Consider the following 15,751-nt stretch of genomic DNA (forward strand, 5'->3'; position numbering starts at 1 on the left):
ATACTGAACCGCCCCTGCAGCCCAGCTGCAGGGGCGGTCTGCGTTGGGGTATCGAGGTGGGCAGAGTACGGTAAAGCGGGAGGCGCTTCGTCGAGGTAGTGACGCACTGATATGCAGAACCGCCGGGAGAGCGGGTGTGGACAGATGGACGCCAACCAGGAAGACAAGTTGTCCACACCCTCTGGCGGCGCGAGAGGGTCCCGACTTACGGGGCAACTGTCGCTGTTACATGGCGCTGTCCCGGAAGAGCGGCAGGGTCTTGGCGGACATCGGACCCGCTAGAGGCTGACGCGAAGACGCCCTGCCACAAAGTGCGTGGCAGGGCGTCTTGAGCTGCCTTCACTGATCAAATGAAGGCGCTACGGATCAGTGGTAGAGCCGTGATTTATGACCTGGCCAGCCAGAACCACCAGACGATGGCAGCGATCAGGCCAAGCCCTATCAGATTGACGAGTATGCAGATCATGCTGACTCTCCTTGTGGCATGGTGGAAGAATTTCCTGTGCTGTCCGTACGTGACCGAGCTGCCCCCGGGGGAGTGAATCCCCGCAGGCGGTTGGCGTTCGTCACGACCGTCACGGAAGACAGTGACATGGCCAGCCCGGCGATCACCGGCGACAACAGCATGCCGGTGAAGGGATAGAGAATGCCTGCCGCAATCGGAATGCCGATCAGGTTGTAGCCGAAGGCACCCACCAGGTTCTGCTTGATGTTGCGCAGCGTGGCCTGGCTGATCGCGATCGCGTCCGCGACCCCTGCCAGGGAGGGCTGCATCAGCGTGATGCCGGCCGTCTCGATGGCGACATCAGTACCTTCACCCATCGCGAAGCCGACATCGGCCAGCGCCAGCGCCGGCGCATCATTGATGCCGTCGCCGACCATTCCCACCACATGGCCTTCCTGTTGGAGGCGGGCGATCTCATCGTGCTTGTCATCCGGTGAGACGCCGGCACGATAGTCATCGATCCCGGTCTCACGGGCCACGGCAGCGGCCGTGTGCTGATTGTCACCGGTCAGCATGATCACCTTGAGGCCAACGGCATGCAGGCGAGCGATGGCGTCGCGGCTATCGTCACGCAGCGGGTCGGCCAGCCCGAAGACGGCGATCAATGCATTGTCACGTGCCATCAGGATCACGGTGCGGGCATTGTCTTCCAGCGACGTGATCTGCTCACTCAGCGGTGCAAGGCTGATACCTGCATCCTCCAGCATGGCAGCGTTGCCCATGCGCCAGGTGCGGCCTGCATCGTCCTGAGCCTGAATGCCGCGCCCGCTGATGGTCTGGTAGTCATTGAAGGCCTTGCTGCGCGAGGCCTCGGGACGCTGTGCTTCGATATGTGCCAGCAGCGCGGTGGCCAGGGGGTGCTCGGAGCCCCGCTCCAGGGCATGGGCGGCACCCAGCACCTCCTGCTCGCTTTCCCCCGAGACCAGATGCGTTTCAGTGACTTCCGGCTTGCCGCGCGTCAGGGTACCGGTCTTGTCGACCACGAGTGCGGTCAAGCGACTGGCGGTCTGCAGTGCCTCACCGCTGCGGACCAGCACGCCATGTTCCGCTGCCTTGCCGACCCCGATCATGGTCGAGATGGGCGTCGCCAGACCCAGTGCACAGGGGCAGGCGATGACGAGAACCGCCGTCGCGACCACCAGCATATGCACGCCAGTCGGGGCGGGCCCGACGTTGAACCAGAGAAGCGCCGCGACAATGGCGATGATCATCACGTTGGGCACGAATACGCCGGAGATGGTATCGGCCAGCCGTCCGATCGGGGGGCGCGAGTTCTGCGCCTGACGCACCTGACTGATGATGCGGCCCAGGCGTGTCTCGCTGCCGATGCGCTCGACCTCGAAGACCAGACTGCCACGCGTGTTGAGCGTGCCGGCAGCCACGTCATCGCCGACACCACGTGAGACAGCCAGCGGCTCACCGCTCAACATCGATTCATCGATGTGGCTCTGTCCTTCGATCACCTTGCCATCCACCGGGATGCGCTCACCGGGGCGAATGCGCACGTGGTCACCGCTGCGTACGTCGTTGACATCGATCTCGCGCTCTTCGCCCTCGCGAATGACCCGAGCGGTACGGGTCTGCAGATCCAGCAGCGCGCGCAGTGCTTTCTGTGTACGCCCGCGGGCTCTGACCTCCAGTGCCTGACCAAGACTGATCAGGCCGATGATCATGGTCGAGGCTTCGAAGTAGAGGCCTCGCGCCGCCTGGGGCACCGTCTCGGGGAAGATCAGCACGCCCATGGAATAGAGCCATGCCGCCCCGGTACCGAGTGCCACCAGCGTGTCCATGTTGGCCTGATGATGGGTGAAGGCCTTCCAGGCGCTGGTGAAGAAGCTGCGTCCTGCGGTGGCGAGCACACCCAGCACCGCGACCCCGATGGCCAGCCACACTCCACGTTCGAGACCTTCGAAGCCGGGATGATGGAAGAACATGCTGATCATCAGCGGGATACCGATGCCCAGTGACAGCACGCTGTCACGGATGCGAGAGCGATATTCCTGGTCAGCCTCTTCCTGCTGTTGCGCGTCATTGGCGCCCGGGTCTTTCACCACGCTTGCCCCATATCCCACGTCTTCGATGGCCGCGATGATCTCGGTGGTCGCAAGCTGGCTTTTGACCTGTGCCGTGCGCGAAGCGAAGTTGACCTCGGCATGTTCCACGCCATCCAGCCCATCCAGTGTCTTCTGGATAGTGGCGACACAGCTGGCGCAGGTAATGCCGGACAGCGAGAGCTCAAGACTTTCGCTATCCGTCGGGCTGGCCGGAGAGGGTTCTGCTGCCGTTGGAGCCGCCGTTGCGTGATCCTCCGTGGTGTCGTCGGACTCAGTGAGATCCGCTGATGTGTCGCCCTCGGCAGGAGGTTCCAATGCATAGCCCGCCTCGACGACAAGACGTTCAAGCAAGGCTTCCGGCAGCCAGCTGGAGACCTGCAGGACGTTGTCTGCCGGCGTACCGCTGACGGTCGCGGACGAATCCCAGTGCTGAATGGCATTGCGCAGCTTGGCGACGCATTTCTGGCAGTGCATGCCGTAGACGTTGATCTCGAGGTTCGCAGGGGTGGCCGGTGCTGCCGGGGTGAGCGGATAGCCGCTGTCCTGCGCCACCTTCGCCACTCCTTCCTCACCCAGCCTCGTGTGTACCAGCAGCAGCTGGGCCTGAGGAGCGCCGACCAGTTCGGCCTGATCATCCTGTGCCAGCAAGGCCTTGCGAATCCTGGTGACACACCCCTGGCAGCTGATGCCGTCAGTGTTCATCACGCTGATCGTGGCAATGGGGTCGTGGCTCATGAGGTCCTCCCGGTGTCAGGGGTGTACGTTCCGCTCTCTTCTGAGGGGGGCGGGAATGATTGCCCCTCGATCAGGCAGCACACGCTGTTGCCATCCGGCACGCCGTCCGGCATGTCCTGCCAGCTCTCCATGGCATGCTCCATGCGCTCTGCCAGGGCTTCCAGCTCGCGGATGCGCTCACGCACTCGGGGCAGATGTTCCTTGAGCAGGTCTCTCACCATGGGGCAGGGGGAGTCATGCTGGTCAGCCTGCTGCAGAATCTGCTTGATATCGGCAAGGCTGAAGCCCAACTGGCGTGCCTGACTGATGAACTTGAGACGTACCAGCGCCTGCTCATCGAAGCGCTGGTAGTTGTTGACGGGATCGCGCCGGGCCGTGATCAGCCCCTGGCGCGTGTAATGGCGAACGGTTTCGGCGGTGACGTTTCCTTCGCGGGCCAGTTCAGCGACTTTCATTGCATCATCTCCTCGTGATCAAGAGTGGCGGAGAGAGCATTCGGCTGCCCTGAAGGTCTGTCGGCAGCCAATGTTCCGTGAATGATCCTCAGTGTAAGACCTATGTGCAGGACATAGGTCAAGCGACCCACTACATACGAAAAACCTGATGTTCGACCAATAGGCTAGAGAGGAAGGCGAGAGCCCCGCCATGTTTTAAACGCTGGCGAACAGACGCTAAATGATCGCCAGGACATGGGGTTAGCAACACGATGACAGTGCAGACATGAATGAAAGTTCCCCAAATACTAGAAATCTCCCTATTCAAACAAACGTTCGCCCTTGACTTGAACGGGCGACTCGCCCAAAACGTAGGTGTCAGGGCTATGCATCAACGAACGATAACAACAACATGCAGCTCTCCAAGCCACCTGCAATGGGACGCCATCCATAATGAAAAACAAGATGAACAAACTCACCCTCGGGGTCGCGCTGGCAGCGGCTGCCACGGCTTATGCCGGTGGCGTTCACGCGGGGGCCTTCCAGCTCAACGAGCAGAGCGTCAGCACTCAGGGGACGTCCTTCGCCGGGCGCGCCTCGAATGCCAACGATGCTTCCACCGTCTTCGGCAACCCGGCTGGCATGTCCTTCCTGGATCGCGCCCAGATCACCGGTGGGGTGACCTATCTGGACGTCAATACCGATATCGATGTCGCCAGCGCGAATGATGCACTCGGTCGGCCAGTCTCTGGCGGAGATGACGGCGACATGGTGCCGGGGGCGGCAGTGCCTTCCTTCTATTATGTGCAACCGATGAACGATCAGGTCGCGCTGGGCTTCGGGGTCTATGCGCCCTTTGGTGTGATCACCGATTATGGCTCTGATTTCCGTGGCCGTTATTTCGCCAATTACAGTGAAGTCGAGGTGGTCACCGCCCAGCCGACCATCTCCTACCGCATCAATGACAAGTGGGCCATCGGTGCCGGTGTGACCTACAACAGCATCAAGGGTGAGTTGACGTCGAATACTGTCGATGTCGGCGCAGGGGATGGCAAGGTCAAGATCAAGGGCGACGATGCCGCCTGGGGCTACAACGTCGGGGTCATCTTCCAGCCGGTGGAAAGTACCCGTCTCGGTCTGTCCTATCGCTCCAAGGTCGACTACAGCCTGGAAGGCGAGGCCAAGTACAACAATGTCTTCACTGGCACGGGCTTCGCGAATACCGAGCAGGATGCGTCGCTGGACGTGACCCTGCCGGAAAGCATCGACTTCTCCGTGACGCACAAGCTGGATGATCGCTGGACGCTGATGGCGGGCGTGACCTGGGTGCACTGGAGCCGCTTCGACGAGATCGCGGTGGAAGTCGACAACATGAACGACATCGTCGAGGAGCAGGGCTACGAGGACAGCTGGCAGTATGCGGTCGGTCTGAGCTATCAGCTCAATCCGCAGTGGGTGCTGCGTACCGGCATGGCCTTCGATGACAGCCCGACCGTGGATGAGCATCGCAGCGCGCGTATCCCGTCCGGGGATCGCACCATCTTCTCGCTGGGGGCCGGCTGGACGCCGATGCCGGAGCTGACCATCGACATGGCCTACACCTACCTGTGGGAAGAGACGGCCACCGTCAGCCTGAGCGAGCCCAACCGTGGGACCTATGAAGCTGATTACGAGAATGAAGCGCATGGCTTCGGTCTCGGCGCGACCTATCGCTTCTGAGTACGTAAGCGGCTGAAACGCTGAGCGGATCTCAGGACAACCAATACAGAAACGCCCGGTCACATGACCGGGCGTTTTTTGTTGCCCCTGCCGGAGGCCATCCGGCAGGGGCGGGACCATCGCCTCAGCGCGAGCATCGGCGGTCCGTCACCAGCGTCTGACATGACGATCAGAAGTCGTAGCGTGCCAGGAACATCAGCTGGTCGCGGTCAGCGCTGTACTCGCTGCCGTCTGACTGGCGGCTGTTGTCGAAGCGGTACTCGGTGGCCAGCGTCAGGTCCTTGACTCGCCAGGCCGCGCCCAGGATCTGATAGGCGTAGCGGGCTTCGCTGTCGGTGTCTTCCAGGTGGTTCAGGCCGCCATAGAGCTCGACGCTGTCATCGCCCCAGATGACCTCCTTGAACTTGTAATTGACCACGAATTCCGCGCCGCGCGCCTTGTCGACGAAGGCTTCCGAGGAGTCCAGGGTGCTGCCGGCGATGTGGTTGCGATATTCCCCGCCGACGAGCGCGATGTACCAGTTGCCCGGCGACCAGTGGCCGCCGAGCAACCAGGCATCGACATCGCCGTTCTCGCTGTTGCCGCTCTCGTAGTCGCTCAGCTCCGTATGGTGGAAGACCCCGCCCACCGTGACGTCCTCGTTCGGATGCCAGTTGAGCGCGGCTTCATAGCTGTAGTCGCGCTCATAGCCTGAGTACTCGGTCTCGGTGGTGAAGACGCCGTCCTCGAAGAGCGAGGTCTCGTTGCTGTGCTGGCCATCATGACTGAGCTGGTAGAGCAGGCCGATGGTGAACTCTCCGAAACCCTTCTTCCAGTACAGCGAGTTGTCCGGGCGTCCCGTGCCATGCAGGCCGCCGTCACCGCTGCGGCCTTCGAAGGTACCGGACGCCTCGCCACCATTGATCCAGAACCAGTCGGTGTTGACGGCCACCATGTCGTACCAGGGACCATACTGCTTGCCGACCGTGAAGCTGCCCCATTTCTCGTGTGCCGCCCCAGCGTAGAGCATGCGCTTGTAGTGAGCATCGGTACCATCCTTGAACCAGGGGTCGAAGCCCCATTCGGCCCGGATGATCGAGCTCCAGCCTTGCTGGAACTGATGCTCGTGGATCAGGCGAATCCGCGAGCCACCGTTGTAGATCTCATCGTGTGCGCCATCCTGGATCACGGCAAACGCCGCCAGGCGGCCACTGAACTCGACGCGGTCGGTATCCGTCTTGTAGACCTCGATGGCCTGAGCCATGGGGCTCATGCTCAGCAGTCCCGTGCCGAGCAGGGCTGCGCCAATCGCGTGACGCAGACGAGGGTGAGTGAGAAGGGGGATGCTGGCTGTTGTTGTAGGTTGCATCGTCATCCTGTGCATGTCTTTCCATCGGTGTGGGGAATGCCGGAGCATCCTGCTCCGGCCTCGGTCGGGTGCACGCACCCGGTTGGCAGCCAATGTCGATTCGCGTGACCGACTCGGCTGCCCTCGCCTGAGCCTTTTCTCAGGCAAAGCGGGGTCTTGATGGGCGCCGAAGCGCCCATCAGGCATGTCGTCGTGTTCAGGGTGTCAGTGGTGCGCCTGGCCCAGGTCCGGTGCGAAGGCAGCCTGCATCAATTCACGGGTGTAACGCTCACGGGGCGCCTCGAAGATGGCGTGGGTACTGCCGCTTTCCACCACCTCGCCTTCCTTCATCACGATGAGGTGGTCTGACAGTGCACGCACGACCGCCAGGTCATGGCTGATGAACAGGTACGTCAGGCCATGACGCGCCTGCAGGTCGCGCAGCAGGTCGATCACCGTGACCTGTACCGAGCGATCCAGCGCCGAGGTCGGCTCATCCAGCAGCAGGAATTCCGGCTTGAGCACCAGGGCGCGAGCGATGGCGATACGCTGGCGCTGGCCGCCGGAGAATTCATGCGGATAGCGATTGCGCATGCCGGGGTCGAGGCTGACCTCACAGAGTGCCTCACAGACCTGTGCGTCGCGTTGGGCGCGATTGAGCTCTGGATGATGCACGCGCAGGCCTTCGCTGATGATCTCGCCCACGGTCAGGCGCGGCGACAGGGAGCCGAAGGGGTCCTGGAAGACGACCTGCATGCGCGAGCGCAGCGGTCGCATGCCGGACTTGTCCAGCGCGGCGATGTCCACGCCATCGAAGTCGATGTTGCCCTGGCTCTTGAGCAGGCGCAGCAGGGCACGACCCAGCGTGGACTTGCCGGAACCGGACTCGCCGACGATGCCGATGGTCTGGCCACGACGGACCTCGAGATCGATGCCGCGCACCGCCTCGAAGGCGACCTTGGGGCCGAACAGCGGGCGCTTGATGGTGAAGCTGACGCGCACATCGCGTGCCGAGAGCAGCACCGGCGCATCCGCCGCCACCGCGGCCTTCTCGCCGGCCGGTTCGGCATCGATCAGCATGCGGGTGTAGGCGTGCTGCGGGTTGTCGAAGACCTCGTGGGTGGTGCCGGTCTCCAGCAGCTCGCCGTGGCGCATCACGCAGACGCGGTCCGCGAAGTGGCGCACGATGCTCAGGTCGTGGGTGATGAACAGGATCGCCATGCCGTAGCGTTGCTGCAGCGACTTGAGCAGCCGCAGGATCTGCGCCTGCACCGTGACGTCCAGCGCGGTGGTCGGCTCATCGGCGATCAGCAGGTCCGGCTCGCAGGCCAGCGCGATGGCGATCATCACGCGCTGACGCTGGCCACCGGACAGCTCATGGGGATAGCTGTCGATACGCCGCGCCGGCTCCGGGATGCCGACCTGCTCCAGCAGCTCCAGCGCCTTGTGACGGGCCGCGCGGCCCTTGAGATCACGATGCAGTGCCAGTACCTCGATGATCTGCCGTCCGATGCGATGCAGCGGGTTGAGCGAGGTCATCGGCTCCTGGAAGACGGTGGCGATGCGGTTGCCGCGCAGCTCGCGCATGCGGCGCGTCGAGGCACTCAGCAGGTCTTCGCCGCGCAGGCGGATGGCGCCCTTGATCTCGGCGAGTTCCGGCAGCAGGCGCAGGATGGCGGTGGACGTGACCGACTTGCCGGAACCGGACTCGCCGACCAGCGCCAGCGTCTCGCCCTTGTTGAGGGTGAAGCTGACGCCCTTGACGGCGGGTACCGCGCCGTCCGGCAGCTGGAAGTCGACCTTGAGATCATCGATCTCCATCAGCGGCGGCGTGCCCGGCGCCTCGGCCGCCAACCCCAGGCGAGTCAGGGTGTCGGCGCGGGCCTGGTCGGCGGCGTTGCGTGCTGGCGGCAGGCTGGAGGCGGTGCCGGAGGGTGAAGGTGAAGAGGTCATGATCAGCGCTCCGGTTCAGCGAGTCTTGGGGTCGAGGGCGTCACGCAGGCCATCGCCGAGGAAGTTGAGGCAGAACAGGGTCGCGGCGAGGAAGGCCGAGGGCACCAGCAGCATCCAGGGCGCGGTCTCCATCATGTCCTTGCCTTCGGAGATCAACACGCCCCAGGAGGTCAGCGGTTCCTGCACGCCAAGCCCGAGGAATGACAGGAAGCTCTCCAGCAGGATGACCTTGGGCACCGTCAGCGTGACGTAGACGATCACCGGGCCCAGCGCGTTCGGAATCAGGTGACGCGTCACGACCTGCAGATCACGCACGCCGAGTGCATGCGCCGCCTCGACGAATTCGCGCTTCTTGAGTGCCAGCACCTGGCCGCGCACGATGCGCGACATGTCCAGCCACTCCACCGCACCGATGGCGGCGTAGATCAGGAAGATGTTGCGACCGAACACCACCATCAGCAGGATCACCAGGAACATGAACGGCAGCGAATACATGATGTCGACGAAGCGCATCATCAGGTTGTCGGTGCGTCCGCCGAAGTAGCCGGAGACGGCGCCGTAGAGCACGCCGATCACCAGACTGACGAAGGTGGCGACCAGCGCCACCGACAGCGAGATCTGACCGCCATGCAGGGTACGGGTCAGCAGGTCACGGCCGTTGACGTCGGTGCCGAAGATGTGGCCGGAGGCCAGGTCCGGGCCGGTGCCGATGGCGTTCCAGTCGACCTCGTCGAGTTCGAAGGGCGTCAGCCATGGGCCGATCAGGCAGGCCAGCACGACGAGGGTCATCACCACCAGACTGCACATGGCGGCGCGGTTCTGCTTGAGACGACGCCAGGCATCGCGGGTCAGGCTGTCGCCTGCCGGTGCCGCAGGGGGCTGGCCGTCGAAGGCACTGGCAGCGCCGGTGCCGTGGGGGGCGGGAGTTGTCTGTGACATGTCAGGGCCTCGGGTCAGTCGTCGTAGCGGATCTGCGGGTCGAGCATGCTGTAGAGCAGATCGACGATCAGGTTGAGCAGCAGGATCAAGGCGCCATAGAAGACCACCGTGCCCATCACCAGGGTGTAGTCACGATTGAGCGCACCCTGCACGAAATAGCGCCCGATGCCGGGAATGCCGAAGATCTGCTCGATTACCACGGAGCCGGTGATGATCCCGGCGATGGCCGGGCCGAGGTAGGAGACCACCGGCAGCATCGCCGGTCGCAAGGCATGGCGCAGAATCACCTTCCACTCGCTCAGCCCCTTGGCGCGGGCGGTGCGGATGTAGTGACTGCCCAGTACCTCGATCATGCTGGCGCGCATCATGCGGGCGATGTAGGCGATCTGCTGGATGGAGAGTGCCACCACCGGCAGCAGCAGGTTCTGCCAGGCGCCGCCGTTCCAGCCGCCGGCCGGCAGCCAGCCGAGCAGCACGCCGAACACCAGCGCCAGCAGCGGAGCGATCACGAAGTTGGGCACCGCGATCCCCGCCAGTGCGGTACTCATCACCACGTAATCCGCCGTCGAGTTGCGCCGGATGGCCGCGATCACCCCCAGCGGCACGCCGATCAGCAACGCGGCCAGAATCGCCCACATGCCCAGTTCCAGACTGGCCGGGAAGCCCTGGCTGATCAGCTCGCTGACGTCGAAGTCCTTGTACTTGAAGGACGGGCCGAGATCGCCCTGTACCAGATCACCCAGATAGCGGATGTACTGCATCGGCAGCGGTTCATCCAGGTGATAGGCCGCGCGCAGGTTCTGCTCGATTTCCGGCGGCAGGCGGCGTTCGCCATCGAAGGGGCCGCCCGGGGCGACCCGCATCAGGAAGAACGACAGGGTGATCACGATCAGCAGGGTGGGAATCGCCTGCAGCAACCGTTTGAGGGTGTAGCTCAGCATCCAGTGCTCCGTTCGGGCCGCTGCCCGGGTGTGTCGTTGTTATGGGTGGCTGTCATCGGTCAGTGCGAGGTGTCGATATGCAGATAGCGACTCGGGTGAACGTCCAGCGCGTTGGGGGCCCAGCCGCTGATGGCGGGGGTCACGAGGCTGGAGGTGACGTAGTCGTAGAGCGGCAGCACCACATCGTGGTCGAGCAGATACTGCTCGGCATCGTGCAGTTGTTGCCGGCGAGCATCGTCATCGCCCTCGCGCGCCGCCGCCTCGATCAGCGCATCGTAGGCCGGTGAGCTGAGCCCGGGTGCGTTGGAGGTGTTGTCGCTGCTGAAGGCGTTCAGGAAGTCGTAGGCATCGGCGATGGTCGCGATCATGCCGTAACGGCCGACCTCGAAATCACCCAGCGCCAGATCCCGGTAATGCACCGCGGCCTCGGTATTGGTCAGCGTCACTTGCACGCCCAGCGGCTTCCACATCGCTCCGAGCGCCACGGCGATCTTCTTGTGGTCTTCCAGGGTGTTGTAGCGCAGGGTCAGCTCAAGCGGGTGGTCTGGCCCGTAGCCCGCGTCTGCCATCAGCTCGCGGGCCTTTGCCATGCGCCGGTCCATCGACCAGTCAGCGAAGTCGAAGCGCGCGCCCTGATGTTCACTCAACGCCTCGGGCACGAAATGCCAGGAGGGGATCTGGCCCATGCCGAGAATGCGCTCGGTGATCACCTCACGACGCGTGGCCAGATTCAGCGCACGACGAATGCGCCGGTCCGCCACGGGCGAGCCCTCGCGCAGATTGAAGACATAGAAGTACTCGCCGAGGATCGGGTAGGTGTGCAGGGCCTCGGTCAGATTGTCCTGAATCCAGGCGTAGTGGCTGGCGGGTACGCCGTAGGCGATCTCGACTTCACCCGCACGGAAGCGATTGAGCGCGGCATGGCTCTCCTCGATGGGCAGGTAGACCACCTCGTCGAGAGTGACGTTCTGTGCGCCGTGATAGCGCGCGTTGGGTGTCAGCGTGATATGCGACTGCGGCGCCCATTCCTTGAGCACGAAGGCGCCCGAGGTGACCATGTTGGCCGGCCGCGTCCAGTCAGCGCCATTGGCCACGATCACATGGCGTGGCAGCGGGGCGGCTTCGCTCATCGCCAGCGTCTGCGCCAGTGTTGCCGACGGATGACTGAGCGTGATGGTAAGTGTCTGCGCATCGGGCGCGGCCACGCCGAGCTGATCCGGGGGCAGCGCGCCGGTATTCACCGCGCGGGCATTGACGATCGGGTAGTAGAGGGTGGCGTTGTGGGCCGCGGTAGCCGGTGTCAGCAGGCGGCGCAGCGCAAAGACTGCATCCTCGGCGGTCAACGGCGTGCCGTCTGACCACTCAAGCCCCGCGCGCAGATGGAAGGTCCAGATCCGTCCATCGGCGGACGACTCCCAGCGCTCTGCCAGCCCGGGAATCAGCTCGCCGTCGGCGGAGTAGGCGATCAGCGGCTCGAACAGATCACGCACGATGCGTGTCTCCCAGGTGCCGCTGGTCTGTTGCGGGTCCAGCGAGCCGGGTTCGGCGCCATTGGCGATGCGCAGGATCTGTTCGTCCTGGCTTGCGGGGCTTATGGGGCTTGTGGGGCTTGTAGATTGTGCGGCCATGGCGCTGCTGGAAGCGCTCATGGACACGGAGAGAACGGACAGCAGCAGGCCTGCGCCGAGGCTTGCCGCGCATTGCATCGAGGAAGTGGGGGACATGCGTCGACTCCTTGTCACGCCGGTGGGGCGCGACGGCATCTTCTGGTGCCATCCTTGGCAGATGCCACGCGGCTGCCCTGGTGGACAGCCGCGTGAACCCATGACATTCGAGAGAGCGGCGAGCCTGGTCAGAGGCTCAGCTGGCTCGCCTCACTCGGAGAACGAGACCCAGCGCGAGCGGTGGATATCCTCGATGTTGCCCTGCCAGCCGCTGAGCTTGGGATTCACTAGGTTGCGTGACACGTAGTAGTAGATCGGCAACACGGCGTAGTCATCCAGCGCCTTGCGCTCGGCGTCCTGCATCAGGGCCTCTCGGTCATCCATGTCGAGGGTATCGGCGGCCTTTTGCATGTCGTCATCCAGCGCCTTGTTGGAATAGGCGCCGTAATTGTTGGGCACGCCGGTTTCCAGCAGGTTGAGGAAGTTCTGGGCGTCGTTGTAATCGCCGATCCAGCCGGCGCGACCGACATCGAACTTGCCCTGGCGCATGTCCTCGTAGTGCACCGCGACCTCGGCATTCAGCAGATTGACCTTCACGCCCAGCGGCTTCCACATCGCGGCGGCGGCAATGGCCACCTTCTTGTGGTCTTCGCTGGTGTTGTAGCGCAGGGTCAGCTCCAGCGGGTTGTCCGGGCCGTAGCCGGCGTCTTCCATCAGAGACCTGGCCTTCTGCATGCGTTCATCCATCGACATGTCCTTGAAGGGCATCTCCTGGATGTCGTAGTGGTTCACGCCGGTGGGCACGAAGCTGTAGGCCGGCACTTCGCCGGTGCCGAGAATCTTGTCGGTGATGATGCTGCGGCGGATTGAGAGGTTGAGCGCCTCGCGCACCCGCGGGTCTGCCGTGGCATGGCCGTCGCGTGAATTGAGCACGTAGTAGTAGATGCCCAGGTAGGGCGCGACGTGGGTGGCGTCCGGCAGGTTATCCTTCAGCCAGCCGTATTGCTGGGTCGGGAATTCGCGTGCGATGTCGATCTCGCCGGCACGGAAGCGCTTCAGGGCGCTGTTGCGCTCCTCGATGGGGTAGTAGATCACCTCATCCAGCGCGACCTCCTTGGCATCGTGGAATTCAGGATTCTTGACCGCGACGATGCGGGTCTGCGGCTGCCACTCGCTCAGCTCGAAGGCGCCGTTGGAGACCATCTTGCCGGGGTCGGTCCAGTCCTTGCCGTACTTCTCCACCACATGTTTCGGCAGCGGGTAGGCGGTGTAATGCGAGAGCTGGTCCAGGAAGTAGGGCGTCGGGCGCTCGAGGGTGATCTCGAGAGTGTGGGCATCCACGGCTCGCACGCCGAGGGTATCCGGCTCGGCCTCGCCGCTGTTGATGGCCTTGGCATTCTTGATCGGATACAGGATGTAGGCGTAATCCGAGGCATTCTCGGGTGTCATGATGCGCTTGAGCGCGTACACGAAGTCCTCGGCGGTCACCGGCTCACCGTCGGACCACTTGCCGTCCTGGCGCAGCGTGAAGGTATAGGTCTTGCCGTCATCGGAAATCTGCCATGACTCGGCCGCGCCGGGGATGCGCTCGCCATCGGCGGCCTCGGTGACCAGCCCCTCGAAGAGATCGCCCACCACGTCATTTTCCCAGGTGCCGGAGATCTGCTGCGGGTCCAGCGAGGCCGGTTCCCCCATGATCGCCAGCTTGAGCGTATCGGCCATGAGGCCCGGGGAAGCGGCGATGCTCCCGGCCAGCAGCAGGGAGCTTGCCAGTCGCTTGAGCGCGAAGCGCTTGGGGAGGGCCGGCGCATGAGACGAGGAGTGCAGTAGTGCCATGGTAGGGAGGCTCGCTATTGTTGTTAGGGGGAATACGAGTGATGCCTTCTACCATCGAGTCTTTTCCTGCCTGCTGTCCATGTTAAAAAATGGATAGCTCATGCATGCATTCGATGATCGCCATGCAAGGCACGGAAAATCGGGCGTTCCGGGGCTGACAGCCGTTTGAATGACTTTGGTCGCAGTCGCATGGAAGGCAGGCAGCTGCCGGCTGGCGGGCAGCGTGACGGATACCCGAGAGCGTCCTTCGGCTACCTGGCCACGGATGATGGGGCGGGCATGGTCGCCACGCCGGGAAATGGCTACAATATCGGGCTTCGCGCGCTGTCGATCTGCGCAGGTGTCCAGTGGACAACGTCTCGCAGGCTGTCCCCTTCGACAGGGCTGTCGCGCCCCATTCACGCATCATCGCCTCAAGACAGGACGACCATGCAAGAGATCAATCCGATCACCAACCTCATCAAGGACCTGTCCGAAAGGGCAGAAGTCCTGAGGGGGTATCTTTGACTATGCCGAAAAGCAGGATCGGCTAGAGGAAGTCACTCGCGAACTCGAGAATCCGGATGTCTGGAATGACCCGGAATACGCGCAGAAACTCGGCAAGGAGCGTGCGTCGCTGGAGCTGGTCGTCAAGACCCTCGACGACATGAGCAACGGCCTGTCCGACTGCGCTGACCTGCTGGAGATGGCGGTCGAGGAAGAGGATGAAGGCACCGTGGACGAAGTCGTCCGCGAGCTGGATCAGCTCAAGACCAGCCTCGAGAAGCTCGAGTTCCGCCGGATGTTCTCCGGTGACATGGATGCCAACAACGCCTACCTCGATATCCAGGCCGGCTCCGGTGGTACCGAAGCTCAGGACTGGGGCAACATGCTGCTGCGCATGTACCTGCGCTGGGCCGAGCATCACGGCTTCAAGACCGAGATCGTCGAGGCGAGTGCCGGTGAAGTCGCGGGCATCAAGTCCGCCACCATTCACATCGAGGGCGACTATGCCTTCGGTTGGCTGCGCACCGAGCTGGGTGTGCACCGTCTGGTGCGCAAGAGTCCCTTCGACTCCGGCGGCCGTCGTCACACCTCGTTCGCGTCCGTGTTCGTGTCGCCGGAAATCGATGACAACATCGAGATCGACATCAATCCGGCCGATCTGCGCACCGATACCTATCGCTCCTCCGGTGCCGGTGGTCAGCACGTCAACACCACCGACTCCGCGGTACGTATCACCCACATCCCGACAGGGATCGTGGCGGCCTGCCAGACCGAGCGCAGCCAGCACTCCAACCGTGACCGCGCCATGAAGATGCTGAAGGCGCGTATCTACGAAGCCGAGATGCAGAAGCGCAACGCCGCCAAGCAGGAACTCGAGGACTCCAAGTCCGACATCGGTTGGGGCAGCCAGATCCGCTCCTACGTCCTCGATGACCAGCGCATCAAGGACCTGCGGACCGGTGTCCAGTCGAGCAACTGTGACAAGGTGCTCGACGGCGATCTCGATGACTTCATCGTCGCCAGCCTCAAGATGGGGCTCTGATCGCGAGGAGACTCGCGAACCAGCGCCCATTCGCCTCCGCCGGTATCGCCGGCGGAGGCCACGAATTCCCGAATCGCGATCAGTCCTGATGCGCTATCCCCAGGCTGATCTTGATC

Annotated in this window: 10 protein-coding genes; 2 read left to right on the forward strand and 8 right to left on the reverse strand. The window is 63.3% G+C overall.

What is annotated here, in order from left to right; translation table 11 throughout:
• Nucleotides 1–462: 462 nt before the first annotated feature.
• Both PJK54_RS14055 and PJK54_RS14060 read right to left on the reverse strand, forming a co-directional pair.
• Nucleotides 463–3,294: a heavy metal translocating P-type ATPase gene (locus tag PJK54_RS14055; protein ID WP_333781923.1), complete on the reverse strand. Its 2,832-nt coding sequence runs from the start codon at nt 3,292–3,294 to the stop codon at nt 463–465.
• On the reverse strand, nt 3,291–3,749 hold the full coding sequence (locus PJK54_RS14060) for a MerR family DNA-binding protein (RefSeq protein WP_271303201.1): 459 nt from the start codon (nt 3,747–3,749) through the stop codon (nt 3,291–3,293). Before PJK54_RS14060 ends, PJK54_RS14055 begins: the two co-directional genes overlap by 4 nt.
• Nucleotides 3,750–4,193: 444 nt before the next feature.
• On the opposite strand from PJK54_RS14060, the gene PJK54_RS14065 reads away from it, so the two are divergent.
• On the forward strand, nt 4,194–5,447 hold the full coding sequence (locus PJK54_RS14065; RefSeq protein WP_240499638.1) for an OmpP1/FadL family transporter: 1,254 nt from the start codon (nt 4,194–4,196) through the stop codon (nt 5,445–5,447).
• Between the two features lie 169 nt (nt 5,448–5,616).
• Here PJK54_RS14065 and PJK54_RS14070 read toward each other — a convergent pair whose 3' ends face one another.
• The 6 genes from PJK54_RS14070 to PJK54_RS14095 all read right to left on the reverse strand — a co-directional run bounded on the left by PJK54_RS14070 (nt 5,617) and on the right by PJK54_RS14095 (nt 14,107).
• Nucleotides 5,617–6,699: a porin gene (locus PJK54_RS14070; protein ID WP_271303202.1), complete on the reverse strand. Its 1,083-nt coding sequence runs from the start codon at nt 6,697–6,699 to the stop codon at nt 5,617–5,619.
• A gap of 300 nt (nt 6,700–6,999) precedes the next feature.
• Complete coding sequence (locus tag PJK54_RS14075; RefSeq protein WP_271303258.1) at nt 7,000–8,595, reverse strand: ABC transporter ATP-binding protein; 1,596 nt, start codon at nt 8,593–8,595, stop codon at nt 7,000–7,002.
• 147 nt (nt 8,596–8,742) lie between these two features.
• Nucleotides 8,743–9,666 (reverse strand): ABC transporter permease, encoded by a 924-nt coding sequence (locus tag PJK54_RS14080; protein WP_084207794.1) that lies wholly within the window; start codon nt 9,664–9,666, stop codon nt 8,743–8,745.
• Between the two features lie 14 nt (nt 9,667–9,680).
• A complete protein-coding gene (gene oppB / locus PJK54_RS14085) occupies nt 9,681–10,607 on the reverse strand; it encodes an oligopeptide ABC transporter permease OppB (RefSeq protein ID WP_077377715.1) in 927 nt (308 codons plus the stop codon).
• Nucleotides 10,608–10,666: 59 nt separating this feature from the next.
• The gene (locus tag PJK54_RS14090; RefSeq protein WP_271303203.1) at nt 10,667–12,331 is read right to left on the reverse strand and encodes a peptide ABC transporter substrate-binding protein; all 1,665 of its coding nucleotides are present in this window, start codon (nt 12,329–12,331) and stop codon (nt 10,667–10,669) included.
• Between the two features lie 150 nt (nt 12,332–12,481).
• Entirely contained in the window at nt 12,482–14,107 is a 1,626-nt protein-coding gene (locus tag PJK54_RS14095) for a peptide ABC transporter substrate-binding protein (RefSeq protein WP_271303204.1), read from the reverse strand.
• Between the two features lie 429 nt (nt 14,108–14,536).
• On the opposite strand from PJK54_RS14095, the gene prfB reads away from it, so the two are divergent.
• A protein-coding gene (prfB, locus tag PJK54_RS14100) for a peptide chain release factor 2 (RefSeq protein ID WP_136939628.1) occupies nt 14,537–15,635 on the forward strand; the annotation gives its coding sequence in 2 pieces (ribosomal slippage) (nt 14,537–14,611 and nt 14,613–15,635; 1,098 coding nt in all).
• The last annotated feature ends 116 nt before the right edge of the window (nt 15,636–15,751 follow it).

This window comes from Cobetia sp. MMG027 (assembly GCF_027947415.1).
In the GTDB taxonomy this organism is placed as follows: domain Bacteria; phylum Pseudomonadota; class Gammaproteobacteria; order Pseudomonadales; family Halomonadaceae; genus Cobetia; species Cobetia marina.

What these genes read in the sequence shown, in the direction of transcription:
- PJK54_RS14055 (WP_333781923.1), bottom strand. Translation starts at nt 3,294, where the DNA reads ATGAGCCACGACCCCATTGCCACGATCAGCGTGATGAACACTGACGGC.
- PJK54_RS14060 (WP_271303201.1), bottom strand. Translation starts at nt 3,749, where the DNA reads ATGAAAGTCGCTGAACTGGCCCGCGAAGGAAACGTCACCGCCGAAACC.
- PJK54_RS14065 (WP_240499638.1), top strand. Translation starts at nt 4,194, where the DNA reads ATGAACAAACTCACCCTCGGGGTCGCGCTGGCAGCGGCTGCCACGGCT.
- PJK54_RS14070 (WP_271303202.1), bottom strand. Translation starts at nt 6,699, where the DNA reads ATGAGCCCCATGGCTCAGGCCATCGAGGTCTACAAGACGGATACCGAC.
- PJK54_RS14075 (WP_271303258.1), bottom strand. Translation starts at nt 8,595, where the DNA reads ATGGAGATCGATGATCTCAAGGTCGACTTCCAGCTGCCGGACGGCGCG.
- PJK54_RS14080 (WP_084207794.1), bottom strand. Translation starts at nt 9,666, where the DNA reads ATGTCACAGACAACTCCCGCCCCCCACGGCACCGGCGCTGCCAGTGCC.
- oppB (WP_077377715.1), bottom strand. Translation starts at nt 10,607, where the DNA reads ATGCTGAGCTACACCCTCAAACGGTTGCTGCAGGCGATTCCCACCCTG.
- PJK54_RS14090 (WP_271303203.1), bottom strand. Translation starts at nt 12,331, where the DNA reads ATGTCCCCCACTTCCTCGATGCAATGCGCGGCAAGCCTCGGCGCAGGC.
- PJK54_RS14095 (WP_271303204.1), bottom strand. Translation starts at nt 14,107, where the DNA reads ATGGCACTACTGCACTCCTCGTCTCATGCGCCGGCCCTCCCCAAGCGC.